The sequence below is a fragment of the Streptomyces sp. NBC_00271 genome (assembly GCF_036178845.1).
Taxonomy (GTDB): Bacteria; Actinomycetota; Actinomycetes; order Streptomycetales; family Streptomycetaceae; genus Streptomyces.
In genome coordinates, this window is the sequence record NZ_CP108070.1 from 6,621,830 (window position 1) to 6,643,347 (window position 21,518).

Consider the following 21,518-nt stretch of genomic DNA (forward strand, 5'->3'; position numbering starts at 1 on the left):
CCCCTCCAATCACCCGTCCGAGGGACCGTGAGCCAACCGTAGGCGTGCAATGCTCGGGGAACGGCCCGTTTCTGTCACCATCTACACACTCTGCGTGACCAGACTCGGGCTCACCCCCCGAAAACTTCATGAAGGGAACCGGACATGGGTCCCCATCCTGCGGTCGCGGCGATACGCCTGGCGGTCCGCCGCGTACTCCACGACGTCCTCACCGACCACACCCGTCCCCCAGGCGAGTCCTCCCCGCTCGTCCTCGTCGCCTGCTCCGGCGGCGCCGACTCCATGGCGCTCGCCTCGGCTCTCGCCTTCGAAGCCCCCAAACTCGGCATCCGCGCCGGTGGCATCACCGTGGACCACGGTCTGCAGCCCGGCTCCGATCTGCGCGCCGACGACGTCGTCTCCCGCCTCGTCGAGCTCGGCATGACCCCCGTCGAGTCCCTCGCCGTCACCGTGGGCCGCGACGGCGGCCCCGAGGCCGCCGCCCGCGACGCCCGATACGCCGCCCTGGACGCCGCCGCCGAGCGCCACGGCGCCTCCGCCGTCCTGCTCGGCCACACCCGTGACGACCAGGCCGAGACGGTTCTGCTGGGTCTCGCCCGCGGCTCCGGCATCCGCTCCCTGTCCGGCATGGCCGCGGTCTCGGGGGCCGGCGGCCGTTACCGCCGACCGTTCCTGCACCTGGACCGGCAGACCGCCCGCAAGGCCTGCATGGTCCAGTCGCTGCCCGTCTGGGACGACCCGCACAACGCCGACCCGGCCTACACCCGCTCCCGGCTGCGCCACGAGGGCCTGCCCGCCCTGGAGAAGGCGCTCGGCAAGGGAGTCGTCGAGGCCCTCGCCAGGACGGCACAGCTGTCCCGTGACGACGCCGACGCCCTCGACTCCTGGGCCCGCCAGGCCGAGGCCTCCGTACGCGACACGGCGGGCCTCCTGGAGTGCGCGAAGCTCTACGCCCTGCCGCCCGCCGTACGCCGCCGCATCCTGCGCCGCGCCGCCATCGAGGCGGGCGCCCCGGCCGGTTCGCTGTTCGCCCGCCACATCGAAGAAGTCGACCGGCTGATCACCGGCTGGCGCGGTCAGGGAGCCATCAATCTCCCCGGCAAAGTCGTCGCTCAGCGACAGGGTGGCAGACTGGTGATTCGGCAAGGCTGAAACCGGACCCTCCATCGGGACCGCTCACGCGGCTTTCCGGGACCCCTGACTCGGGTCGCGGGCGGTCCGGGCGGCCGAGCGAGTGAGCCGAAGGGGAGCGACATCGGCGCCCCGTAGGTGAACGAGCCCGAGAAGAGCGGGACGGACGACCGAAAGTGATGCGGGTGGACGCGAAAGACATGGGCACCGACCTCAAGTCGGTGCTCATCACCAAGGAAGAGATCGACGCCAAGCTGGCTGAGCTGGCTGCGAAGATCGACGCGGAGTACGTGGGCAAGGACTTGCTGATCGTCGGTGTGCTCAAGGGCGCCGTCATGGTCATGGCGGACCTCGCACGTGCGCTGTCCACCCCCGTCACCATGGACTGGATGGCGGTGTCGTCGTACGGCGCGGGCACCCAGTCCTCGGGTGTGGTGCGGATCCTCAAGGACCTCGACACCGACATCAAGGGCAAGCACGTCCTGATCGTCGAGGACATCATCGACTCCGGGCTGACCCTGTCCTGGCTGATCTCCAACCTCGGCTCCCGCGAGCCGGCCTCCCTCAAGGTGTGCACGCTGCTGCGCAAGCCGGAGGCGGCCAAGGTCGCGATCGACGTGGAGTGGGTCGGCTTCGACATCCCGAACGAGTTCGTGATCGGCTACGGCCTCGACTACGCGGAGAAGTACCGCAACCTCCCGTTCGTCGGTACGCTCGCGCCTCACGTCTACGGCGGCTGAACCTCCGGGTCCCAGTCCTCGTAAGACGATCGGGAACCCCAGCGGGTTTCGCGCCGTTGGAGCATGCGTGGGAGGGATTCCCAGTCGTCCCCTGCAGCTTCGGGTGACAATGCTGGGGTACCGTCCGAAGAACAGTCTTTATAAGTCTTTATCAAACTCACTATGGCAGGAGGGACGGGGCGGCACCGCTCCGTATGGATGGACGTGAAGCGATACTTCCGTGGGCCGGTCATGTGGATCGTGCTGGCCGTCCTTGCCGTGGTCGTGTTGATGCAGGTCGTCGGCTCGTCCGGCGGCTACAAGACAGTGGACACCGGCCAGGTCGTCCAGGCGATCAATGACAACAAGGTTCAAGAGGCCAAGCTGACCACCGGTGACGAGCAAGTCATCAAGGTGCAGCTCAAGGATGGCCAGAAGGTCTCCGGCAGCTCCAAGATCCAGGCGAGCTACATCGGTGACCAGGGCGTCAACCTCGCCAACACACTCCAGGACAAGTTCCAGAACAAGCAGATTCCGGACGGCTACACGGTCTCGCCGTCCAAGCAGAACCCGTTCCTCGGCATCCTGCTGTCTCTGCTTCCCTTCGTCCTCATCGTCGTCGTCTTCCTGTTCCTGATGAACCAGATGCAGGGCGGCGGCTCCCGGGTCATGAACTTCGGGAAGTCCAAGGCGAAGCTCATCACCAAGGACACCCCGAAGACGACGTTCTCGGACGTCGCGGGCTCGGACGAGGCGGTCGAGGAGCTCCAGGAGATCAAGGAGTTCCTCCAGGAGCCGGCGAAGTTCCAGGCGGTCGGGGCGAAGATCCCCAAGGGTGTGCTCCTGTACGGGCCTCCTGGAACCGGTAAGACGCTGCTCGCACGCGCTGTCGCGGGCGAGGCGGGCGTGCCCTTCTACTCGATCTCGGGTTCCGACTTCGTCGAGATGTTCGTCGGTGTCGGTGCCTCCCGAGTCCGTGACCTGTTCGAGCAGGCCAAGGCGAACGCTCCGGCGATCGTCTTCGTCGACGAGATCGACGCGGTCGGCCGCCACCGCGGCGCCGGCCTCGGCGGTGGTCACGACGAGCGCGAGCAGACGCTGAACCAGCTGCTCGTCGAGATGGACGGCTTCGACGTGAAGGGCGGTGTGATCCTCATCGCCGCCACGAACCGGCCGGACATCCTCGACCCGGCGCTGCTGCGTCCCGGCCGCTTCGACCGTCAGATCGCGGTCGACCGCCCGGACATGCAGGGCCGTCTGGAGATCCTCAAGGTTCACCAGAAGGGCAAGCCGGTCGCGCAGGACGTCGACCTCTCGGCCGTCGCCCGTCGCACCCCCGGCTTCACGGGTGCCGATCTCGCCAACGTGTTGAACGAGGCCGCGCTTCTGACGGCCCGCAGCGACCTGAAGCTGATCGACAACTCCATGCTGGACGAGGCGATCGACCGCGTGGTCGCGGGCCCGCAGAAGCGGACCCGGATCATGTCGGACAAGGAGAAGAAGATCACCGCGTACCACGAGGGCGGCCACGCCCTGGTCGCGGCGGCGTCTCCGAACTCCGACCCGGTCCACAAGATCACGATCCTGTCGCGTGGCCGTGCCCTCGGTTACACGATGGTCCTGCCGGACGAGGACAAGTACTCCACGACGCGCAACGAGATGCTGGACCAGCTGGCCTACATGCTGGGCGGCCGCGCGGCCGAGGAGCTCGTCTTCCACGACCCGACCACGGGCGCTGCGAACGACATCGAGAAGGCCACCGCAACGGCCCGCGCGATGGTCACGCAGTACGGCATGACCGAGCGGCTGGGCGCGATCAAGTTCGGCGGCGACAACACCGAGCCCTTCCTGGGCCGGGAGATGTCGCACCCGCGTGACTACTCGGAAGAGGTCGCCGCGCTCGTCGACGAAGAGGTCAAGAAGCTCATCGAGAACGCGCACAACGAGGCCTGGGAGATCCTGGTCGAGAACCGCGACGTCCTCGACCAGCTGGTGCTCCAGCTGCTGGAGAAGGAGACGCTGAGCAAGGAGCAGATCGCCGAGATCTTCGCTCCGATCCACAAGCGCCCGGCCCGCCCCGCGTGGACCGGCTCCTCCCGGCGCACCCCGTCCACCCGCCCGCCGGTGCTCTCCCCCAAGGAGCTGTCGCTGACGAACGGGGCGAACGGATCGACGCCGGCCATCGCCAATGTGACGGAGTCCGTCCCGGCGAAGGAAGTGGCTCCGGAGGACCGCTCCGAGAGCTGATCCGGCTCCCGGTGTGGCCCCACCAGGCCCGGAATGCATGCCGCGCCCCCCAGGTTCTAGCCTGGGGGGCGCGGCATTTTGACACGACCGCACGTTTTGGACGCGTCGACCAGCACGCGGAAGATCCACAGGAACGAGGACCACATGACCGACCCCGTGACGCTGGACGGCGAAGGTGTGATCGGCGAGTTCGACGAGAAGCGCGCGGAGAACGCCGTACGAGAGCTTCTCATCGCGGTCGGAGAGGACCCGGACCGCGAGGGGCTGCGCGAGACGCCCGGGCGGGTCGCCAGGGCGTACAGGGAGATATTCGCGGGGCTGTGGCAGAAGCCCGAGGACGTGCTGACGACCACCTTCGACCTCGGACACGACGAGATGGTGCTCGTGAAGGACATCGAGGTCCTCAGCAGCTGTGAGCACCACCTGGTGCCGTTCGTCGGCGTGGCGCATGTCGGCTACATCCCGTCCACGGACGGCAAGATCACGGGCCTGTCGAAGCTGGCCCGGCTCGTGGACGTCTACGCCCGGCGGCCACAGGTGCAGGAACGGCTCACCACGCAGATCGCCGACTCCCTGATGAAGATCCTGGAGCCGCGCGGGGTGATCGTCGTCGTGGAGTGCGAGCACATGTGCATGTCGATGCGCGGGGTGCGCAAGCCCGGCGCGAAGACCATCACCTCGGCCGTACGCGGCCAGCTGCGCGACCCGGCCACGCGCAACGAGGCGATGAGCCTGATCATGGCGCGCTAGCGCCCCGGCCCGTACGCCCGCTGCGCGCCCCGTCCGTCAGGCGACCGGGGCCGCGCCGCCGTGGTCGTTGTCGTCGTCCTCAGGGAGCTTGCAGACGCGCTCCAGGAAGAAGGCGGCCGCTATCACGGCGATGCCGGCGAGGACCGAGAAACCGGCGTAGATGGCCTGGTCGCGGCGGGCGGGGACGTCCAGGGACTCGAGCAGGAACGCGCCCGTACCGCCGTACATGCCCGACACCAGGGCGGCGACCAGGGCGCTCGCCTGGCCGAAGACGACCGCGCGGGCCGCCATCAGGGGGTCGACGCCCTTGGCGCCGGGGCGGCGTTCACGCTGGGCCTTGAGGCGGGCGCGCAGCGAGAGCGCCGTGGACAGCAGGACGACGGCGATCAGGGCCAGGACGATGGGGGCGGCCAGCGGGACTCGCGGGAGGGTCCCCACCGCGCTCCACAGGCGTGCGCCCGCCCAGGACAGCACACCGGCCACCACGAACACGGCTGCCAGCGTCCTGATGCGCAGCTGTTTCACGTTGTTGTCCCTTTGCCCCTCTTGTAAGCCCGTCTTGGTCGTCCTGACCTTAACGACTACTCGGGCAGCCGGAGTTCCAGGTCGGGCCGGGGCAGGACGCCTTCCCGGGTGACGGCGGTGAGCAGGTGGTGCACGGGGCCGCGGCCGGGCAGCTGGGCCTCGGGCTCCACGTCGTGCCAGGGGGCCAGCACGAAGGCCCGTTCGTGGGCGTGCGGGTGAGGGAGGGTCAGGACCGGGTCGCCGGAGACGGCATCGGCGTACGCCACGATGTCCACGTCGATCGTGCGCGGGCCCCAGCGCCCGTCCCGTACGCGGTGGAAGGCCTCCTCGATCGCGTGTGCCCGCTCCAGGAGCGAGGACGGCGGGAGGGTGGTCTTGAGGACCACGACCGCGTTGAAGTACGTCGGCTGGCTGCCCGGTTCGACGCCCCAGGGCTCCGTCTCGTAGACGGGGGAGACCGCCTTGACGCGGACGCCGGGGGTGTCCTCCAGGGCGTCGATGGCGCCCTGGAGGGTCTCCAGGCGGTTGCCCAGGTTCGAGCCGAGGGAGAGCACCGCCCGTTTCGGGTTCTGCAGGGTCGTGTCGGCGGCGTCCACCCGCTCGACCACGGAGGCGGGCACCGGCTGTACGGTCGGGTCGCTCTGACCCTCGGTGAAGTAGGCGGTCATACTCGGCTCCGGGTGATCGTGACGGTCACGTCGTCGAAGGGGACCGTGATCGGCGCGTCCGGTTTGTGCACGCAGACCTCGACTTCCTGGACCCCGTCGTGCTTCAGGCAGGTCTGGGCGATGCGCTCGGCGAGGGTCTCGATGAGGTTGACGGGCTCGCCCTCGACGACGGCCACGACCTCCTCCGCCACGATGCCGTAGTGCACGGTCTTCGACAGGTCGTCCTCGGCCGCGGCCGGTCGGGTGTCCAGGCCCAGTGTCAGGTCCACGATGAAGGTCTGGCCTTCCTCGCGTTCCTTCTGGAAGACACCGTGGTGCCCGCGGGCCTTGAGGCCGCGCAGCGCGACACGATCCACGCGAATCACTCCTGCAATCGTCGGTAGCGGCCGATGTCCACCGAGTGCGGTCGGCGCACCGGCCTCAAACGAATCTACCTGCGGGCACTGACAGCGCTCACCCACGGGGACACGCGCCCACATGATGGTCCGAGGCTTCATCGGGCGTTTCCTCTGGGGAACACGGCGGCTCACGGGTTGGTAGCCGCCCCTACCCAGCGGTTCGTGATTCCAACCACTCCTTGGTCCCCGTGGACCGCCCGCCCACCCGACCGGGGGTGTCCAGGGGCTCAGCGGGGTGTTCTCGTCCTCAGCCGGGGGTGTCCTCGTCCTCCTCCTCGCCCGATTCGGCGAGTACGGGTGAGGCGTGGTGCGACCAGAGTTTCCAGCCGTCGGCCGTGCGGCGGAACACGTTCGTGGCGACGACCAGCTGGCCGACGAGCGGGCCGAGCTCGTCGCTGTCCTCGGGGGCGGGGCCGCCGCTGAGGATGTTCTCGGTGCAGGTCACCAGCGCGGTGTCGCCCGTGAGGGAGACATGCACGTCCGTGAGGAAGAACTGGATGTACTCCGTGTTCGCCATGATCAGCGCGTACGAGCGCAGGACCTCGCCACGGCCGTTGAGGACCGGCCAGCCGGGGTGGACGCAGGAGACCACCGGGCCGTCGCCCTCGATGTCGTCGTCGGAGGTGTCCAGGGGAGCCAGCCACAGTGACGACAGTTCTTCGAAGTCACCCCGCTCGAGTGCCTCGTAGAAGGCGGTGTTGGCGCGTTCGACCTGCTCGATGTCGGTGCGGGGTGCGCTCACTGGGCTCCCTCTACGGCCCGGGCGACTCGTACGGCGTCGGAGGTGGCCCGTACCTCGTGGACCCGGACCGCCCAGGCACCCTGGTGGGCGGCGAGCGCGGAGACGGCGGCGGTGGCGGCGTCCCGCTCGCGGGCCGGCGGCGGGGCGCCCTCAGGGCCCGCCAGTACGCGGCCCAGGAACCGCTTGCGGGAGGCGGCGACGAGCAGGGGGTGGCCGAGTTCGCTCAGCCGGTCGAGGTGGGCGAGCAGCGACAGGTCGTGCTCGGAGTCCTTGGAGAAGCCGAGGCCCGGGTCGATGACGACGCGGTCGGGGGCGATGCCGCCCGCCAGAACGGCCTCCACACGTGCGTGCAGCTCGTCGACGACTTCGGAGACGACGTCCGCGTACGTTCCCCTCACGTTGCCGCCCTCGAGGAAGCCGCGCCAGTGCATGACCACGAAGGGTGCGCCGGCCGCGGCGACGGCGGGGATCATCGCGGGGTCGGCGAGACCGCCGCTCACGTCGTTGACGAGGGCGGCGCCCGCGGCGAGCGATTGCTCGGCGACGGATGCGCGCATGGTGTCGACGGAGACGGTGACGCCCTCGGAGGCGAGGCCGCGGACGACCGGGATGACGCGCTTGAGCTCTTCCGCCTCGTCGACGCGGGTCGCGCCGGGGCGGGTTGACTCGCCGCCGACGTCCACCAGGTCGGCGCCCTCGGTGACCAGGTGGAGGCCGTGTTTGACGGCGGCCGTCGTGTCGAACCAGCGGCCGCCGTCGGAGAAGGAATCGGGGGTCACGTTGACGACCCCCATGACCGCGCAGCGGTCCCAGGTCGGCAGTCCCGCGACGTGGCCGCGGCGGCGCTCGGAGTTCATACGTCCAGCCTAGGCCTCCGGCGGGGGGCCGAATCGTCTGCGGGTTCGCTCCGGCGGGGGTCTTTTGGCCGCTTCGCGGCCTGTTTCCCGCCCACCCACCCGACTCGGTCGGCCAAGCAGCCCCGTCGGGGTGGGGTCTCGGTCGGGTGAGGAGTGCCCTTGGGGTGGGGTCTCGGGCGGGTGAGGGATGCCCTCGGGGCAGGGCCTCGGGCAGGTGAATAGTGCCTCGAAAAGGGCGGGAGTGTTGATATCGGGCCCCAGGAGAGGCCGCGGCACGAGCGAGGGTCCCCAGGGCTGGGGGAGGGGCCCTCGCTCGGGCCTGTTCAGGGGGACTACGCCGCCCTGACCCCGCGTTCCGCCACGGCGTGGGCGCACGGGCGCGGAGCCGGTGTGCGGCGGCGCAGCAGGCTCGGGAGGGCCAGGTTCACGAAGCCCTCGGCCTGCATGGCGGCGATGCCGATGCGCGGGAGGTCGCGGGAGGAGCGGTAGACGACGAAGCGGGGCTCCCAGCGGGGGCGGAACTTCGCGTTGAACTTGTACAGGGACTCGATCTGGAACCAGCGCGAGAGGAAGACGAGCAGGCCACGCCAGGCCCGCAGCACCGGCCCCGCGCCGATCTTCTCGCCGCGTGCGAGCGCCGAGCGGAACATCGCGAAGTTGAGCGAGATCCGGTTGATGTCCAGACGCGGGGACGCCTCGAGCGCCGCCACGATGAGGAGCTCGTTCATGCCGGGGTCGGCCGAGCGGTCGCGGCGCATGAGGTCGAGGGAGACACCGTCCGTGCCCCAGGGGACGAAGTGCAGGACGGCCTTCAGATCGCCGTACGGGCCGAGCGCGTCGTCCGCCTTGTGGGCGGTGGCGATCAGGCAGTCGCCGTCGGACGGGTCGCCGATGCGGCCGAGCGCCATGGAGAAGCCGCGCTCGGTGTCCGTGCCGCGCCAGGCCTCCGCCGCCCGGCGTATCCGCTCCAGCTCGCCCTCGCTGAGGTCACGGATGCGCCGCACCCGGGTCTCGTAGCCAGCCCGTTCGATGCGCTTCACCATTTGACGCACGTTGCGCATCGCGCGTCCGGACAGGGAGAAATCCGCGACGTCCACCACCGCCTCGTCGCCCAGTTCGAGGGCGTCGAGACCGGTCTCGCGGGTCCACACCTCGCCGCCCGTTTCCGAGCAGCCCATGACGGCGGGGGTCCAGGAGTGGGCCTTGGCCTCGTCCATGAAGCGTTCGATCGCGCCGGGCCAGGCCTCGACGTCGCCGATGGGGTCGCCGCTGGCGAGCATCACGCCGGAGACGACGCGGTAGGTGACGGCCGCCTTGCCGCTGGGGGAGAAGACGACGGCCTTGTCGCGGCGGAGCGCGAAGTGGCCGAGCGAGTCACGGCCGCCGTGCTTGTCCAGCAGGGCTCGCAGCCGGGTCTCGTCGTCCTCCGTGAGGCGGGCGGCGGGGTGTTCGGGCCGGAAGGCCAGGTAGATCGTGGTGACGGCGGTCAGCCAGCCGAGCGCGCCGAGCGAGAAGGCGACCGTCCAGGACGTGGGTCCGGCGTAGTCGACGGGGCCTTCGAAGCCGACCAGGCCGTACAGGACGTGCGTGATGCGGTCGGCCAGGCTCGGGTCGCCGACCATCCGGTTCTGGTGGGCGCTGACGATGACCAGTCCGAGGAGGAGGGAACCGGCGCCCATCAGGACGAAGTTGGCGAGCGCGCGCCAGCGGCTGCGCGGATCGGGCAGGGCGGCGAACTCGCTCCGGTGGCGCAGCAGCGGCGCGAGCAGCGCGAGGGAGATGACGACGCCGATGATCGAATGGCGATACGCGAACTGGGCGACGGCACCCGCCGGCAGCAGGACCACGGCGGCCCGCCACGCTCGGCGCTTGCGGCGCCGCAGCCCATGAGCGAGCAGCAGCAGGAGTACGCCCGCGCTGAGCGACAGCGCGGCGGCGAAGGGGCCGAACGAGCCGGGCAGCACCTCGGCCATGGCGTGCATACGGCTGCGCCGGAAGCGCGGGAAGACCCCCGCGGCGATGTCCAGGACCCCTACGAGTGTGCAGGCCCTGGCGACGAGGGCGGGAACGGCATCTGGGCGCGGACCACGGAGTATGCGTCGCGTCCTGCCCGTGCGGTCTGGAACCTCGCTCGACATTTCCCCATCTATCCTGACAGACATCGCATCCCGTAGTTCTGCGAGAGACCTTGAATCCGGCGCCATTCCGGCATCCGGCGACATTGCGCCCTCTAGGACGGTGTCTTGGGGAGTCAGGTTCACTCCCCAGCGGAAAGCCGGTTCAAAAGGCAAGGAAAGTCCAGGGCAAGGCCTCGCGAAGCAGCACGGCGGCCAGGGGCGGAAAGCGCAGGCAGGACAGCTCATGGGTCTCACGAGCAACAAGGTGCTGGTGCTGGCGATTCTGTTCGCCGTGCTGCTGTTCGTCGGCACGGTGTGGTGGTGGCCGCGGCTGGCGCGGCGCAACTGGCGGGCCGTCAGCGGACGGATCGGGCTGCTTCTGGTCACCCAGGTGGCGGTCTTCGCTTCGATCGGCCTGTTCGCCAACCAGGCGTTCGGGTTCTACGCGAGCTGGGCGGACCTCTTCGGTCAGGAGAGCGGCCAGGGCGTCGTCATGTACCACGGCGGCCAAGGCGGCCCCGCCGGCGGGCCTCTCCAAGTGGTCGGCACCCAGCCGGTGAGCGTGTCGGGCGGGACCCGGCCGACGATCGGCGGCCAGATCCAGAAGGTCGACATCGTCGGCCGTACGACGCACATCGCCACGCCCGCGTACGTCTACCTTCCCCCCGAGTACTTCCAGTCGCGCTACCGCACCCGCACTTTCCCGGCGGTCACGATCCTCACCGGCTACCCGGGCACCGCCGCGGCGCTCATCAAGGGCCTGCACTATCCGCAGACGGCTCACGAGTTGTCCAAGAACGGGCAGATGCAGCCGATGATCCTCGTCATGATGAGGCCGACGGTCGCGCCGCCGCGGGACACGGAGTGCGTGGACATCCCGGGTGGTCCGCAGACCGAGAAGTTCTTCGCCAAGGACCTCCCCGATGCCGTGTCGGCTCACTACAGGGTGGGCAAAAAGCCCGGAAGCTGGGGCATCGTCGGTGACTCCACGGGCGGCTACTGCGCGCTGAAGCTGGCCCTGCATCACCCCGAGGCGTACGCCGCCGCAGCGGGACTGTCGCCGTACTACAAGGCGCCGATCGACCCCACGACGGGCGACCTCTTCCACGGGAACAAGGAGCTGCGCAACAGCGCGGACCTGCGCTGGTTCATACAGCACAAGCCCGCCCCCGACACATCGCTGCTGGTCACCAGCAGCAAGGTGGGCGAGCACAACTACAAGGAGACCCTCAAGTTCATCAGCCTCGTGCAGTCCAAGCACCGCACCCGGATCGCGTCGATCATCCTCGACAGCGGCGGCCACAACTTCAACACGTGGCGGCGGGAGATCCCGCCGACGCTTCAGTGGCTCAGCGGGCGGCTGAGCGACCGCTGACCGTCGTCCCCGAATAGGTGACGGCCCTCGTGATCCGCGCCGAGCCTCCTGGAATTCATGGAGTCCCTCGAATCTCTCGAATCACGCGAACTCAAGGGAATTGATCAACAAGTAGCCGCTTTGCGGGGCAAGCGGGAGCCCTTGTGGGACAAGGAGTTGCCCTTATAGGCGGCTGAGGCGGTGTGAAGCCCCTGGGGTAGCCGTGTTTTTACCGGGCTGGGCTCCAAGATTCGCCTACGCGCGGTAAGTTTCTGGCCATGCCACGTGGACGTCACCGCCATTCCCCACCTCTGCACCGGCTGCTGCCTCCTTCGGCGATCGCAGGCGTCTCGCTCGTCTGCGCCGTGGGGCCCTGGCTGTTCACGGAACCAACGGTGCTCCGCGCCTTGGCCGCGGCCGCCGCGGTGACCGCCGTCGTGGGCGGCATCGTCATGCGCCGCTGGGACACGGCGGCGGGCAAGCGCGTCGCGGACCTCACGCGCGCGCGGGCGAGTGACGAGTGGCGTCACGAGGAGCGCGTCGCCGAGCTCGAGACCGACCTCGACGAGTCGCGCGAGCTGCGCACCAAGCTCGAGCACAAGCTGCGCGCGAAGCGGGCGGAGCTGGCGGGCCTGCGCAACGAACACGCGGCGCTGCTTCGGCGGTACGCCACGGCGGAGACCGAGCGGGCGAGTGCCCTGGAGGGTCGCCGGCTGCTCGAGATAGAGACGGTGGCCCCCGCTCGCGCGCTGACCGCCGCGACGGAGACCGTGGAGTCCGCGGAATCTGTGGACGCCGTGGACTCGGCGGAGCCGGAGGCTCCCGAGGGCGTGGCTGTCACGGACGAGGACATGAACGAGGGCGCGGGCGAAGGCACGGGCGAGGACGCGGGCGAGGGCGCCGCGGACGGTCCCACCGCCGAAGACGTGACCACCGTAGAGGCGGAGAACGCCGCCGAGGAGCCGACGGACGCGCCCGAGTCTCCCCAGGTCTTCTCCCCGGCCGGGTCGTCGCTCTTCCTGCGCGCCGACGCCGCGCTGAGCCGGATCACGCACGGCGACGCGGCGACCGACGTCTCCGACGCGGACGCCGATCCGGACATCGACCCGGACACTGATCCGGACGACGATGCGAAGCCCGTCGCCGAAGCCGAAGCCGAAGTCGACACCGAAGCCGATTCCGAAGTCGCGGTCGAAACCGAGACCGCCTCGGATTCCGAGTCCGAGTCCGATGCGGATGCGGATGCCGCCGCCTCCGGTTCCGACGAGCGCGAGCCCGCCAAAGGAGAGTCCGACAAAGGGGAACCCCCGACGGACGGTCCTCCGAAGGGCAACCGCCCCCTGACCGACGCCAAGACGGCGGCGCTGCCCGTCCCCGCCGCACGCGCGGTGTCCGCCCCGGCGGAGCCGACCGCCCCGGCGGCCCACCCCGTGAAGCCGACGAAGCCCGCCCGTGCCTCCGGGCACTTCACCGTGCCGACCGCGGTGGCCGTCGCCCCGGCCGCGCCCGTGCGGCGCCCCTCGGTCGAGGGCGGGTTCGACTTCTTCGGTACGCAGAAGGGGGCGTCCTCGGCCGCCATGGACGCCATGCAGAACGAGGACCTCGCGGACGTGGTCGGACAGGAGGCGCTCGCCCTGCACAAGGCCGAGGCCGAGTCCGGTTTCAAGCCCGTCGGCGAGGGGTCACGCGGTGTCGGCCAGGTCATCGACCTGACCGCGCACGACGAGACCGAGCACATCGACCTGACGGAGCTGCGGACCGCGGCTTCCTGAGGCGTCTGTACGTGGCTCACGACGAGAGGGCAGTGGCTCGGGCCACTGCCCTCTGGTCGTCTCACGCCATCCAGCGGTCCGGCCGGGCCTCGCGCCGCCCCGTCCGTGACCGGTCGGCCTGCGCCTGAAGAAGCTCCGCGGCCTCCGCGGCGTCCCGCAGCCGCGCCGTCACCGTGTGGTTGGCCCCCGTGTCCACATGGACGTCGGCGACGCCCCTGAAGCGCTCCCAGGGCCCCTGCGTCAGCCGTACGCTCTGCACCTTCGCATGCGGCACGAGCGACAGGCGGCGGCGCAGCAGTCCGTGACGCGCCGCGAAGACGGTGTCGGTGACGGCGAGCCCGTACCCCCGCCACCACAGCGGCACGCACCACCAGGCCCGGCGCGGCGGCCGGGACAGGGCGGACGGCACCGTCACCCCGGGCAGCACCCTCGCGATCACCGACTCGGCGGCCTCGCGCGGAGCGACGGGCACGAGGACGGAGTTCGAGGACCCCGCCACGTCGAGTTCCACCCGTACCCAGCCGCGTCGCCGCCACAGCAGCGGTTCGACGATCCGTACGGTCTGCACGCGTCCGGGCGGCACCGTCTCGTGCGTACGGTCCAGGAGGCCGTGGTCGATGCGGAGCCCGTCCGGCGACTCGCCCACCGTCCAGTCGTACTCGCCGACGAACCGCCCCACGCTGCTCGCGCCCGCGGCGCCGAGCAGCGGCACCCCGGTGGCGAGGACCGTCCACACGCTGTGGGTGGCGAACCACAGGAACGGGGGCACGACGAGCGCGGCGGCCAGGGAACCCCAGGTGGCGCCGGTGAGGACGAGGGAGACGGCGAGGAAGCCCGCCGGCACGTGCAGCAGCTGCCGTACCGGCGCCTCGCCGACCTCGTGAGCCGTCTCGGGGGCGAAACCGGCGGCGCGGGCGAGGAGTTCGGCGCGCAGGGCGCGGGCCTCGTCCTCGCCGAGATAGGCAAGTTCGTCCTTCTTGTCCGTTCCTATGACGTCGAGTTTGAGCTTGGTGACGCCCGCGACACGGGCCAGCAGCGGCTGGGTGACGTCGACGGCCTGCAGCCGGTCGAGTCGGATGTGCGCGGTGCGCCGGAACAACAGGCCGGTACGGATGCGCAGTTCGGTCTCGGTCACCGCGAAGTGCGTGAACCACCAGCTCAGAAAGCCGTAGAGGGCGGCCGCCGGGACGATGACGGCGAGCCCGATGAGCAGCGCGGTCGTCGTCAGCCTGGTCAGCTGCTCCTGTGCCTGGTTGGGGTCGTGCACGGCCCAACCGGCGATCACGGCGACCGGCGCCCAGGCGCGCCGGAACGGTGTCACGGGGTGCAGCCGCCGCTCCACCAGCGGCTTCTGCTCCCGTATGGCGTCCTCCGCGCCGGGCGCCGGCGCGTTCACAGCCCCGCCGATCGGGCTTCGCCCAGCTCGGTCAGCCGGTCGCGCAGCCGCTCGGCCTCGGTCGGGTCCAGGCCCGGGATGCACGCGTCCGTCGCGGCGGCCGCCGTGTGCAGCTGCACGCTCGCCAGCCCGAAGTGCCGCTCCACGGGCCCGGAGGTCACCTCGACCAGCTGCATCCGCCCGTACGGCACCACGGTCTCCTCGCGGAACAGCACACCCCGGCTGATCAGCAGGTCGTCCGCGCGCTCGGCGTACCGCCAGGAGCGCCAGTTGCGCCCCAGCATCCCCCAGCCCCACACCAGCAGGGCGAACGGCAGCAGCGCGAAGGCCGCCCAGACGGCGCCCGCGAAGACCGCGAGAAGCACCCCCAGGACGATCGTCAGCAGTCCCAGCCACACCACCAGCAGCAGCCGGCGCATCCGCAGCAGTCCCGGCGGCAGCCCGGTCCAGACCGGCTCCGCCGCCGTGCTTCCCACGGTGTTTCCCGCGGTCTCCGCGCTCCCCGTATCCATGCCGCAAGGGTACGTACGACAGACTGTCCCCATGACTCCTACGACGGAGACGATGGTCGGTATCGGCGGCGCCGCGGAGAGCACCGACATGGTGCTCAACATCGGACCCCAGCACCCGTCCACGCACGGGGTGCTGCGGCTGAAGCTGGTCCTGGACGGTGAGCGGATCCAGCACGCGGAGCCGGTGATCGGCTATATGCACCGCGGCGCGGAGAAGCTCTTCGAGGCGCGCGACTACCGCCAGATCATCATGCTCGCCAACCGCCACGACTGGCTCTCCGCCTTCTCGAACGAGCTGGGCGTGGTCCTCGCCGTGGAGCGGATGCTCGGCATGGAGGTCCCCGAGCGCGCGGTGTGGATGCGGACCCTCCTCGCGGAGCTCAACCGGGTCCTGAACCACTTGATGTTCCTGGGCTCGTACCCCCTGGAGCTGGGCGGGATCACCCCGATCTTCTACGCCTTCACGGAGCGCGAGGAACTCCAGCACGTCATGGAGGAGATCTCCGGCGGGCGCATGCACTACATGTTCAACCGCGTCGGCGGTCTCAAGGAGGACCTCCCGGCCGGCTGGACCACCCGCGCGCGGGGCGCCGTCACGGCCCTGCGCTCGCGGATGGGCGTGTACGACGACCTGGTACTCGGCAACGAGATCTTCCGGGGGCGTACGCGGGGTGTGGGCGCTCTCACGCCGGAGACCGTGCACGCCTACGGAGTGAGCGGGCCGATCGCGCGCGCTTCGGGCGTCGACTTCGACCTGCGCCGGGACGAGCCGTACCTCGCCTACGGGGAGCTCCAGGACACCCTGAAGGTCGTCACCCGCCAGGAGGGCGACTGCCTGGCCCGCTTCGAGTGCCTCCTGGGGCAGACCCACAACGCGCTCGACCTCGCGGACGCCTGTCTCGACCGACTCGCGGACCTTCCGCCCGGGCCGATCAACCAGCGCCTCCCGAAGGTCCTGAAGGCGCCCGAGGGACACACCTACGCCTGGACCGAGAACCCCCTCGGGATCAACGGCTACTACCTGGTCAGCAAGGGCGAGAAGACCCCGTACCGGCTGAAGCTGCGCTCGGCCTCGTTCAACAACATCCAAGCGCTGGTGGAGCTGCTGCCCGGGACGCTGGTCGCGGACATGGTGGCGATCCTGGGGTCACTGTTCTTCGTGGTCGGGGACATCGACAAGTAGGCCGTCGGCCGGTGGATCATCGGCTGGTGGATCGTCGGCGAGGAGGCCGTCGATCGTTGGGTTCGGAATTCCCACCGGCTGGAGCAGCCAGCCGAAGTCGCCCAGGCCGCCGGCCGCGGTGAGCTCGGCGGCTTCCCCCGCGCCCGCCAGAGCGCGTACGTAGGCGGTGGGGTCCGTGGCGGCGAGTGAGAGCGCCGGCCGGGCGCCGCTCACGCCGAGCGCGCGCAGAGCCGCCCGCTGGGTCACCACGCGCCCTCCGGGCAGCGCGCACGCGTCCAGCGCCACATGCGCCGTGATGTCGCACGAACCGTCCGGCACGGGCGCCGTCTCCCTGCCCTCGCGGAAGCCGGTGAGTGTCCCGAAAGGCGGTCGCGCGGCGGCGAAGTGCGCGTAGTCGACGGCGACGGCGAGGCCCCGGTCCAGGGAGGCGACCGCACCGGCCCAAGCGGTGTCCCTAGGGAGACCGATCTCGGCGCGGGCCCCCTCGAAGGGCATCCCATGGGAGGGCACGTCATCGGAAGGCATCTCTTCGGAGGGCGCCCCTGGGAAAGGCATCTCTTCGGAGGCCAGTGGCCACCACCTCCGCAGCCACTCCGCCTCCGCCCCGCCCACGGGCTCACCCAGGCGCTCGGCCCCGTCGTCGTCCCGTACGAGAACCACCCGGGGTACGCCCGTCGCGTCCACCTCCGCCACCTCCACCGGCACGTTGTCCAGCCACTCGTTGGCGAACAGCAGCCCGGTGATCCCCTTCGGGGGCCGGCTGAGCCACTCGATCCGGTGATCGAGAACAGCGGGGCGGTCGGCGCGTTCGACGGCGTACCCGCGCGCGCGGGAGGCCACTTCGGCGGGGAGCGCGGCGAGGACACCGGTCACCAGCTCACCGCGGCCCGCCGCCATGTCGACGAAGGCGAGCTCGGCAGGGCGGCCGAGGGCCTCGTCGACCCGGCACAGCAGCCGGGCCACGGCCGCGGCGAACAGCGAGGACGCGTGCACCGACGTACGGAAGTGGCCGGCCGGCCCCTCGGGCCCGCGATAGAAGCCGGAGGGCCCGTACAGGGCCTCCTCCGTCGCCTCGCGCCAACCTCGCCACGCACCCGTCCCCACACGACTCACCGAACCAGGCTAGGCCCCCCTGGACGAGAGGCTCTAGCCGTCTCGGGCGGGGGAGCATCCACCTTGGGGAGTACGAGCGCCCCTTGCGGATCGACCCTCCGGTTGACCCCTGCACACTGCATGCTTCCCTACGCTGGGTTACGTGCAGCGCCTCTATGACTTTCTCCGCAGGCACCCGACGTGGGTCGACAGCTTCTGGGCCGTCGTCCTGCTCGGGATCTCCGGCGTGAGCCTGACCAATGTCAACGGCGCCGCCGACCAGCGCGGGTCGCTCGCCGCGGCGCTCCCGATCGCCGTCGTACTGAGTGCGGTCGTCGCGCTGCGCCGTCTCATGCCCGAGAAGATGCTGGTCCTGGCCGCGGTGACGGGTGTCGCGCAGGTGGTCCTGGATGTCCCGCCGGCGCCCGCGGACTTCGCGATGCTGGTGATCATCTATACCGTCGCCGCGGACGGTGCCCGCTGGGCTTCGCGCCTCGGGCTGATCGGTGGCCTCTGCGCGGCGACCGTCGGGCAGCTCCGCTGGCCCCTGCGGGATGAGGGCCCGCTGGGCGCCGTCCTGATAGTGATCTTCCAGACGGTTCCGTTCGCGCTCGCCTGGGTGCTCGGCGACTCCATCCGCACCCGCCGCGCCTACCTCGCCCAGCTGGAGGAGCGCGCCGCCCGCCTGGAGAAGGAGCGCGAGGCGCAGGCCAAGGTGGCCGTCGCGGCCGAGCGCGCCCGGATCGCCCGCGAACTGCACGACGTGGTCGCGCACAACGTCTCGGTGATGGTGGTCCAGGCAGACGGCGCCGCGTACGTCATGGACGCCGCCCCCGAGCAGGCCAGGAAGGCCCTCGAGACCATCTCCGGGACCGGTCGCCAGGCCCTCGCCGAGATGCGCCGCCTGCTCGGCGTGCTGCGCACCGGCGAGCACCAGGAGAGCGGTGAGTACGTGCCGCAGCCCGACGTCGAGCAGCTCGACGACCTCATCGAGCAGTGCCGCACCTCGGGCCTGCCCGTCGACTTCAAGGTCGAGGGCACCCCGCGCCCGCTGCCCAGCGGGGTGGAGCTCACGGCGTACCGCATCGTCCAGGAGGCGCTCACCAACACGCGCAAGCACGGTGGCCCGAACGCGGGCGCGAGCGTGCGCCTGGTCTACTTCGACGACGGGCTCGGGCTGCTCGTCGAGGACGACGGCAAGGGCGCGCCCCACGAGCTGTACGAGGAGGGCGGCGCCGACGGCCAGGGGCACGGCCTGATCGGGATGCGCGAGCGCGTCGGTATGGTCGGAGGCACTCTGGACGCGGGGCCGCGCCCCGGTGGAGGCTTCCGCATCAGCGTCCTGCTGCCGCTCAAGTCGGCTCACTGACACCTGTAACGACACCTTTTGGTCAGTTCCAAGAGCTTTTTGACCGTTGATGGAGAGGGAAGAGACCCCGATGGCGATCCGCGTGATGCTCGTCGACGACCAGGTGCTGCTGCGCACCGGCTTCCGGATGGTGCTCGATGCCCAGCCGGACATGGAGGTCGTGGCCGAGGCGGGCGACGGCGTCGAGGCCCTCCAGGTCCTGCGGTCGACCGCGGTCGACGTGGTGCTGATGGACGTACGCATGCCGAAGCTGGACGGTGTGGAGACCACCCGCCGCATCTGCTCGGACCCCAACCCTCCGAAGGTGCTGATCCTCACCACCTTCGACCTCGACGAGTACGCCTTCTCCGGGCTGAAGGCGGGCGCCTCCGGCTTCATGCTCAAGGACGTGCCGCCCGGCGAGCTGCTCACCGCCATCCGCTCCGTGCACAGCGGTGACGCCGTGGTCGCGCCTTCGACCACCCGGCGCCTGCTCGACCGGTTCGCGCCGATGCTGCCCCACGCCGGCAAGGAGCCCCAGCACAAGGGGCTGGAGCGGCTCACCGACCGTGAGCGCGAGGTGATGGTGCTGGTCGCGCAGGGTCTGTCGAACGGCGAGATCGCGGCCCGTCTCGTGCTGTCCGAGGCCACCGTGAAGACGCATGTGGGGCGCATCCTGACCAAGCTGGGGCTGCGGGACCGGGTGCAGGTGGTGGTCCTCGCCTATGAGACCGGGCTCGTACGGGCGGGCGGGCAGCGTTGATCCGGGGCGGGCACCGCTGATCCGGGCCGACGGGCCGACGGGGCGATCGTGGGTGCGTGACCGGGGCGTAACCGGGGCCCACTAGGGTCTGCGCATGCTCCTGTGGATCAACGGCCCCTTCGGGGGCGGCAAGACACAGACCGCACACGAGATCCAGCGACGGCTGCCCGGCAGCGTCGTCTGCGACCCGGAACACGCCGGCTTCGGTCTGCGCCGCATGCTGCCGCCCGAACTGCGCGGGGACTTCCAGGACTTGGCGTCCTGGCGGCAGGGTGTGGTCGAGGTGCTCGACCTCGCCCTCGGCAAACACGACGGCGTGGTCATCGCCCCCATGACGGTCACCAACGCCCGCTATTTCGAGGAGACGGTCGGGCGACTTGCCGAACTGGGCCACGACGTACGGCACTTCGCGCTCCTCGCCGAGCGCGAGACCGTACTGAAGCGGCTGCGGGAACGCGGCTTCGGACACCTCCTTCAGTACGTCGCCGGGAAGGGCGCCCCGCTGCGGCGCGAGAGTTGGGCCGTGCGGCAGCTCGACGACTGCCTGGAGCGGCTGCGCGAGCCGGAGTTCGCGGAGCACCTGTGGACCGATCACACGACGGTCGCCAAGACGGCCGACCGGATCGCCGTGCTCGCGGGACTGACGCTGACGCCGAACAAGGACGGGGCGGTGCGGGGACGGCTGCGACGGGCGTGGACCGGCGCCAAGCACATCCGGTTCGACTGAGCCTCCGGAGCGCCGGACACGCGGCCGTCGAGCCGGCCGTGGGTCCGCCGGGTCGGCATGGGTCCGCCGGGCTCAGCGCAGGATGCCCTCCAGGAAGTCGCTGCCCAGCCGGGCCACGACGCTGACGTCCAGCTGGTGCAGCACGTACCGCCCGCGGCGTCTCGTGGTGATCAGGCCCGCCTTCTTGAGCACGCCCAGGTGCCGGGATATCTCCGGGGCCGTCATCCCGTTCACCTGCGCCAGCTCGCCCGTGGTGAACGCGCTGCGGGCCAGGCTGCGGCAGATCCGCATCCGGACCGGATGGGACAGCGCGGTCATCCGCAGGGTCAGCTGCTCCAGCGAGAACGGTGCCGCGAGCTCCGGGGAACCGACCGGGTAGTGCAGCACCGGCTGCCAGCCGTAGCGATGCAGCACCATCAGGTGCGGCCAGCCGAGACTGGTCGGCACGAGGAGGAGCCCGCCCTCCCCGGTGGCGGTCTGGCCCTGGCCCAGCTTGTCGACCGTGATCGTCCGGCCGGTCTCGTCGAGCGTCACCGCCGGGGACACCGAGGCCATGGCCTCGGCCAGGCCCTTGTGCCGCAGCAGGTCCGTCTTGTGGCGGGCGTCCGCCGCGAGCTGGTGGCGCAGCCGGGACCAGGTCTCGGCGAAGAAGGCCTCGTCGCAGTCCTCCAGGAACTGCCGCAGCCAGGCCCGGATCTGCGGCGGATCGTCCAGCAGCCGCTTGCTGAACCGCACCTGCTGGGGTCCGCGCGCGGCGGCCAGCTCCAGCGCGCGCTGCTGCAGCTCGGGGTCGGAGAGCGTGTCCCGGCACGGCGTCGCGTACGGAAGCGCGCAGGTGAACTCCAGGGCGGCGTCCACGAACTGCTCGTCGGTCAGCTTGTCCAGCAGGTCCAGCTCCTCGGCGAGCGTGGCGCCCGGGAGTGTGGTTCTGCCGGGAATCCCCGCGTACGGCAGGAACAGGTCCGAGAACGTCGTCCGCCACAGGAAGTCGGCCTCGGACATCCGGTCCGCGAGATGCGAGTCGAGCCGGGCGGTCACGCCGGTCGCCCAGCCCTGCAGCCCGGGGTGGTGACCCGGCTCGGACAGCGCGTGCAGCGCCATGCAGAGCTCGGCCAGGGGCGACGGCACGACGGAGATCCGCTCCTGGCGCAGCCCGGTGACGTCGATGTGCACGCTCATGACCTCATGGTGCACCCCGCCACTGACAACGCCGTCGT

General features: G+C 70.5%; 20 protein-coding genes. 10 read left to right on the forward strand and 10 right to left on the reverse strand.

Annotated features, from left to right (window positions below):
- Positions 1-144: 144 nt before the first annotated feature.
- The 4 genes from tilS (at position 145) to folE (ending at position 4,847) form a co-directional block, all read left to right on the forward strand.
- The gene (gene tilS / locus OG798_RS30120; RefSeq protein ID WP_095853311.1) at positions 145-1,152 is read left to right on the forward strand and encodes a tRNA lysidine(34) synthetase TilS; all 1,008 of its coding nucleotides are present in this window, start codon (positions 145-147) and stop codon (positions 1,150-1,152) included.
- A 158-nt stretch (positions 1,153-1,310) separates the two neighbouring features.
- Positions 1,311-1,871: a hypoxanthine phosphoribosyltransferase gene (gene hpt / locus OG798_RS30125; RefSeq protein ID WP_054237479.1), complete on the forward strand. Its 561-nt coding sequence runs from the start codon at positions 1,311-1,313 to the stop codon at positions 1,869-1,871.
- A 198-nt stretch (positions 1,872-2,069) separates the two neighbouring features.
- Positions 2,070-4,097, forward strand: a complete 2,028-nt coding sequence (gene ftsH, locus OG798_RS30130; protein ID WP_095853310.1) for an ATP-dependent zinc metalloprotease FtsH — start codon at positions 2,070-2,072, stop codon at positions 4,095-4,097.
- Positions 4,098-4,241: 144 nt separating this feature from the next.
- Positions 4,242-4,847 carry a GTP cyclohydrolase I FolE gene (folE, locus tag OG798_RS30135; RefSeq protein ID WP_095857877.1) on the forward strand — a complete coding sequence of 202 codons (606 nt, stop codon included), beginning with the start codon at positions 4,242-4,244 and terminating at the stop codon, positions 4,845-4,847.
- Positions 4,848-4,883: 36 nt separating this feature from the next.
- Here the strand turns inward: folE and OG798_RS30140 are convergent, their stop codons facing one another.
- The 6 genes from OG798_RS30140 to OG798_RS30165 all read right to left on the reverse strand — a co-directional run bounded on the left by OG798_RS30140 (position 4,884) and on the right by OG798_RS30165 (position 10,175).
- Positions 4,884-5,372, reverse strand: coding sequence for a DUF3180 domain-containing protein (locus OG798_RS30140; RefSeq protein ID WP_095853309.1), 489 nt, complete (start codon positions 5,370-5,372; stop codon positions 4,884-4,886).
- Between the two features lie 56 nt (positions 5,373-5,428).
- Positions 5,429-6,040 (reverse strand): 2-amino-4-hydroxy-6-hydroxymethyldihydropteridine diphosphokinase, encoded by a 612-nt coding sequence (gene folK / locus OG798_RS30145; RefSeq protein ID WP_095853308.1) that lies wholly within the window; start codon positions 6,038-6,040, stop codon positions 5,429-5,431.
- Positions 6,037-6,396, reverse strand: coding sequence for a dihydroneopterin aldolase (folB, locus tag OG798_RS30150; protein ID WP_054237484.1), 360 nt, complete (start codon positions 6,394-6,396; stop codon positions 6,037-6,039). The genes folK and folB overlap by 4 nt, the downstream gene beginning before the upstream one ends.
- Before the next feature lie 289 nt (positions 6,397-6,685).
- Positions 6,686-7,180, reverse strand: a complete 495-nt coding sequence (locus OG798_RS30155) for a nuclear transport factor 2 family protein (protein ID WP_097225186.1) — start codon at positions 7,178-7,180, stop codon at positions 6,686-6,688.
- Positions 7,177-8,037, reverse strand: coding sequence for a dihydropteroate synthase (gene folP / locus OG798_RS30160; RefSeq protein WP_328757985.1), 861 nt, complete (start codon positions 8,035-8,037; stop codon positions 7,177-7,179). The genes OG798_RS30155 and folP overlap by 4 nt, the downstream gene beginning before the upstream one ends.
- Positions 8,038-8,369: 332 nt before the next feature.
- Positions 8,370-10,175 carry a phosphatidylglycerol lysyltransferase domain-containing protein gene (locus OG798_RS30165; RefSeq protein WP_095853304.1) on the reverse strand — a complete coding sequence of 602 codons (1,806 nt, stop codon included), beginning with the start codon at positions 10,173-10,175 and terminating at the stop codon, positions 8,370-8,372.
- A 223-nt stretch (positions 10,176-10,398) separates the two neighbouring features.
- Between OG798_RS30165 and OG798_RS30170 the strand changes: the two genes are divergently transcribed.
- Both OG798_RS30170 and OG798_RS30175 read left to right on the forward strand, forming a co-directional pair.
- Positions 10,399-11,529, forward strand: coding sequence for an alpha/beta hydrolase (locus OG798_RS30170; protein ID WP_328757986.1), 1,131 nt, complete (start codon positions 10,399-10,401; stop codon positions 11,527-11,529).
- A gap of 257 nt (positions 11,530-11,786) precedes the next feature.
- Entirely contained in the window at positions 11,787-13,280 is a 1,494-nt protein-coding gene (locus OG798_RS30175; protein ID WP_328757987.1) for a hypothetical protein, read from the forward strand.
- Positions 13,281-13,341: 61 nt separating this feature from the next.
- On the opposite strand, the gene OG798_RS30180 is transcribed toward OG798_RS30175, so the two are convergent.
- Positions 13,342-14,676 (reverse strand): PH domain-containing protein, encoded by a 1,335-nt coding sequence (locus tag OG798_RS30180; RefSeq protein ID WP_095853301.1) that lies wholly within the window; start codon positions 14,674-14,676, stop codon positions 13,342-13,344.
- Positions 14,673-15,188, reverse strand: a complete 516-nt coding sequence (locus OG798_RS30185; protein WP_054237490.1) for a PH domain-containing protein — start codon at positions 15,186-15,188, stop codon at positions 14,673-14,675. The genes OG798_RS30180 and OG798_RS30185 overlap by 4 nt, the downstream gene beginning before the upstream one ends.
- A gap of 31 nt (positions 15,189-15,219) precedes the next feature.
- Here OG798_RS30185 and OG798_RS30190 point away from each other — a divergent pair, with 31 nt between their 5' ends.
- The gene (locus OG798_RS30190; RefSeq protein WP_095853300.1) at positions 15,220-16,371 is read left to right on the forward strand and encodes an NADH-quinone oxidoreductase subunit D; all 1,152 of its coding nucleotides are present in this window, start codon (positions 15,220-15,222) and stop codon (positions 16,369-16,371) included.
- On the opposite strand, the gene OG798_RS30195 is transcribed toward OG798_RS30190, so the two are convergent.
- Positions 16,336-17,484, reverse strand: coding sequence for an SAM-dependent methyltransferase (locus OG798_RS30195; RefSeq protein WP_328757988.1), 1,149 nt, complete (start codon positions 17,482-17,484; stop codon positions 16,336-16,338). The genes OG798_RS30190 and OG798_RS30195 overlap by 36 nt on opposite strands.
- Positions 17,485-17,626: 142 nt before the next feature.
- Here OG798_RS30195 and OG798_RS30200 point away from each other — a divergent pair, with 142 nt between their 5' ends.
- From OG798_RS30200 to OG798_RS30210, 3 genes are all read left to right on the forward strand, one after another.
- The gene (locus OG798_RS30200) at positions 17,627-18,832 is read left to right on the forward strand and encodes a sensor histidine kinase (protein ID WP_095853298.1); all 1,206 of its coding nucleotides are present in this window, start codon (positions 17,627-17,629) and stop codon (positions 18,830-18,832) included.
- 70 nt (positions 18,833-18,902) lie between these two features.
- Positions 18,903-19,574, forward strand: a complete 672-nt coding sequence (locus tag OG798_RS30205; RefSeq protein WP_095853297.1) for a response regulator transcription factor — start codon at positions 18,903-18,905, stop codon at positions 19,572-19,574.
- A 94-nt stretch (positions 19,575-19,668) separates the two neighbouring features.
- Entirely contained in the window at positions 19,669-20,301 is a 633-nt protein-coding gene (locus OG798_RS30210) for an AAA family ATPase (RefSeq protein ID WP_097225181.1), read from the forward strand.
- A 72-nt stretch (positions 20,302-20,373) separates the two neighbouring features.
- On the opposite strand, the gene OG798_RS30215 is transcribed toward OG798_RS30210, so the two are convergent.
- Entirely contained in the window at positions 20,374-21,480 is a 1,107-nt protein-coding gene (locus OG798_RS30215) for a DUF5937 family protein (protein ID WP_095853295.1), read from the reverse strand.
- Between the last annotated feature and the right edge of the window lie 38 nt (positions 21,481-21,518).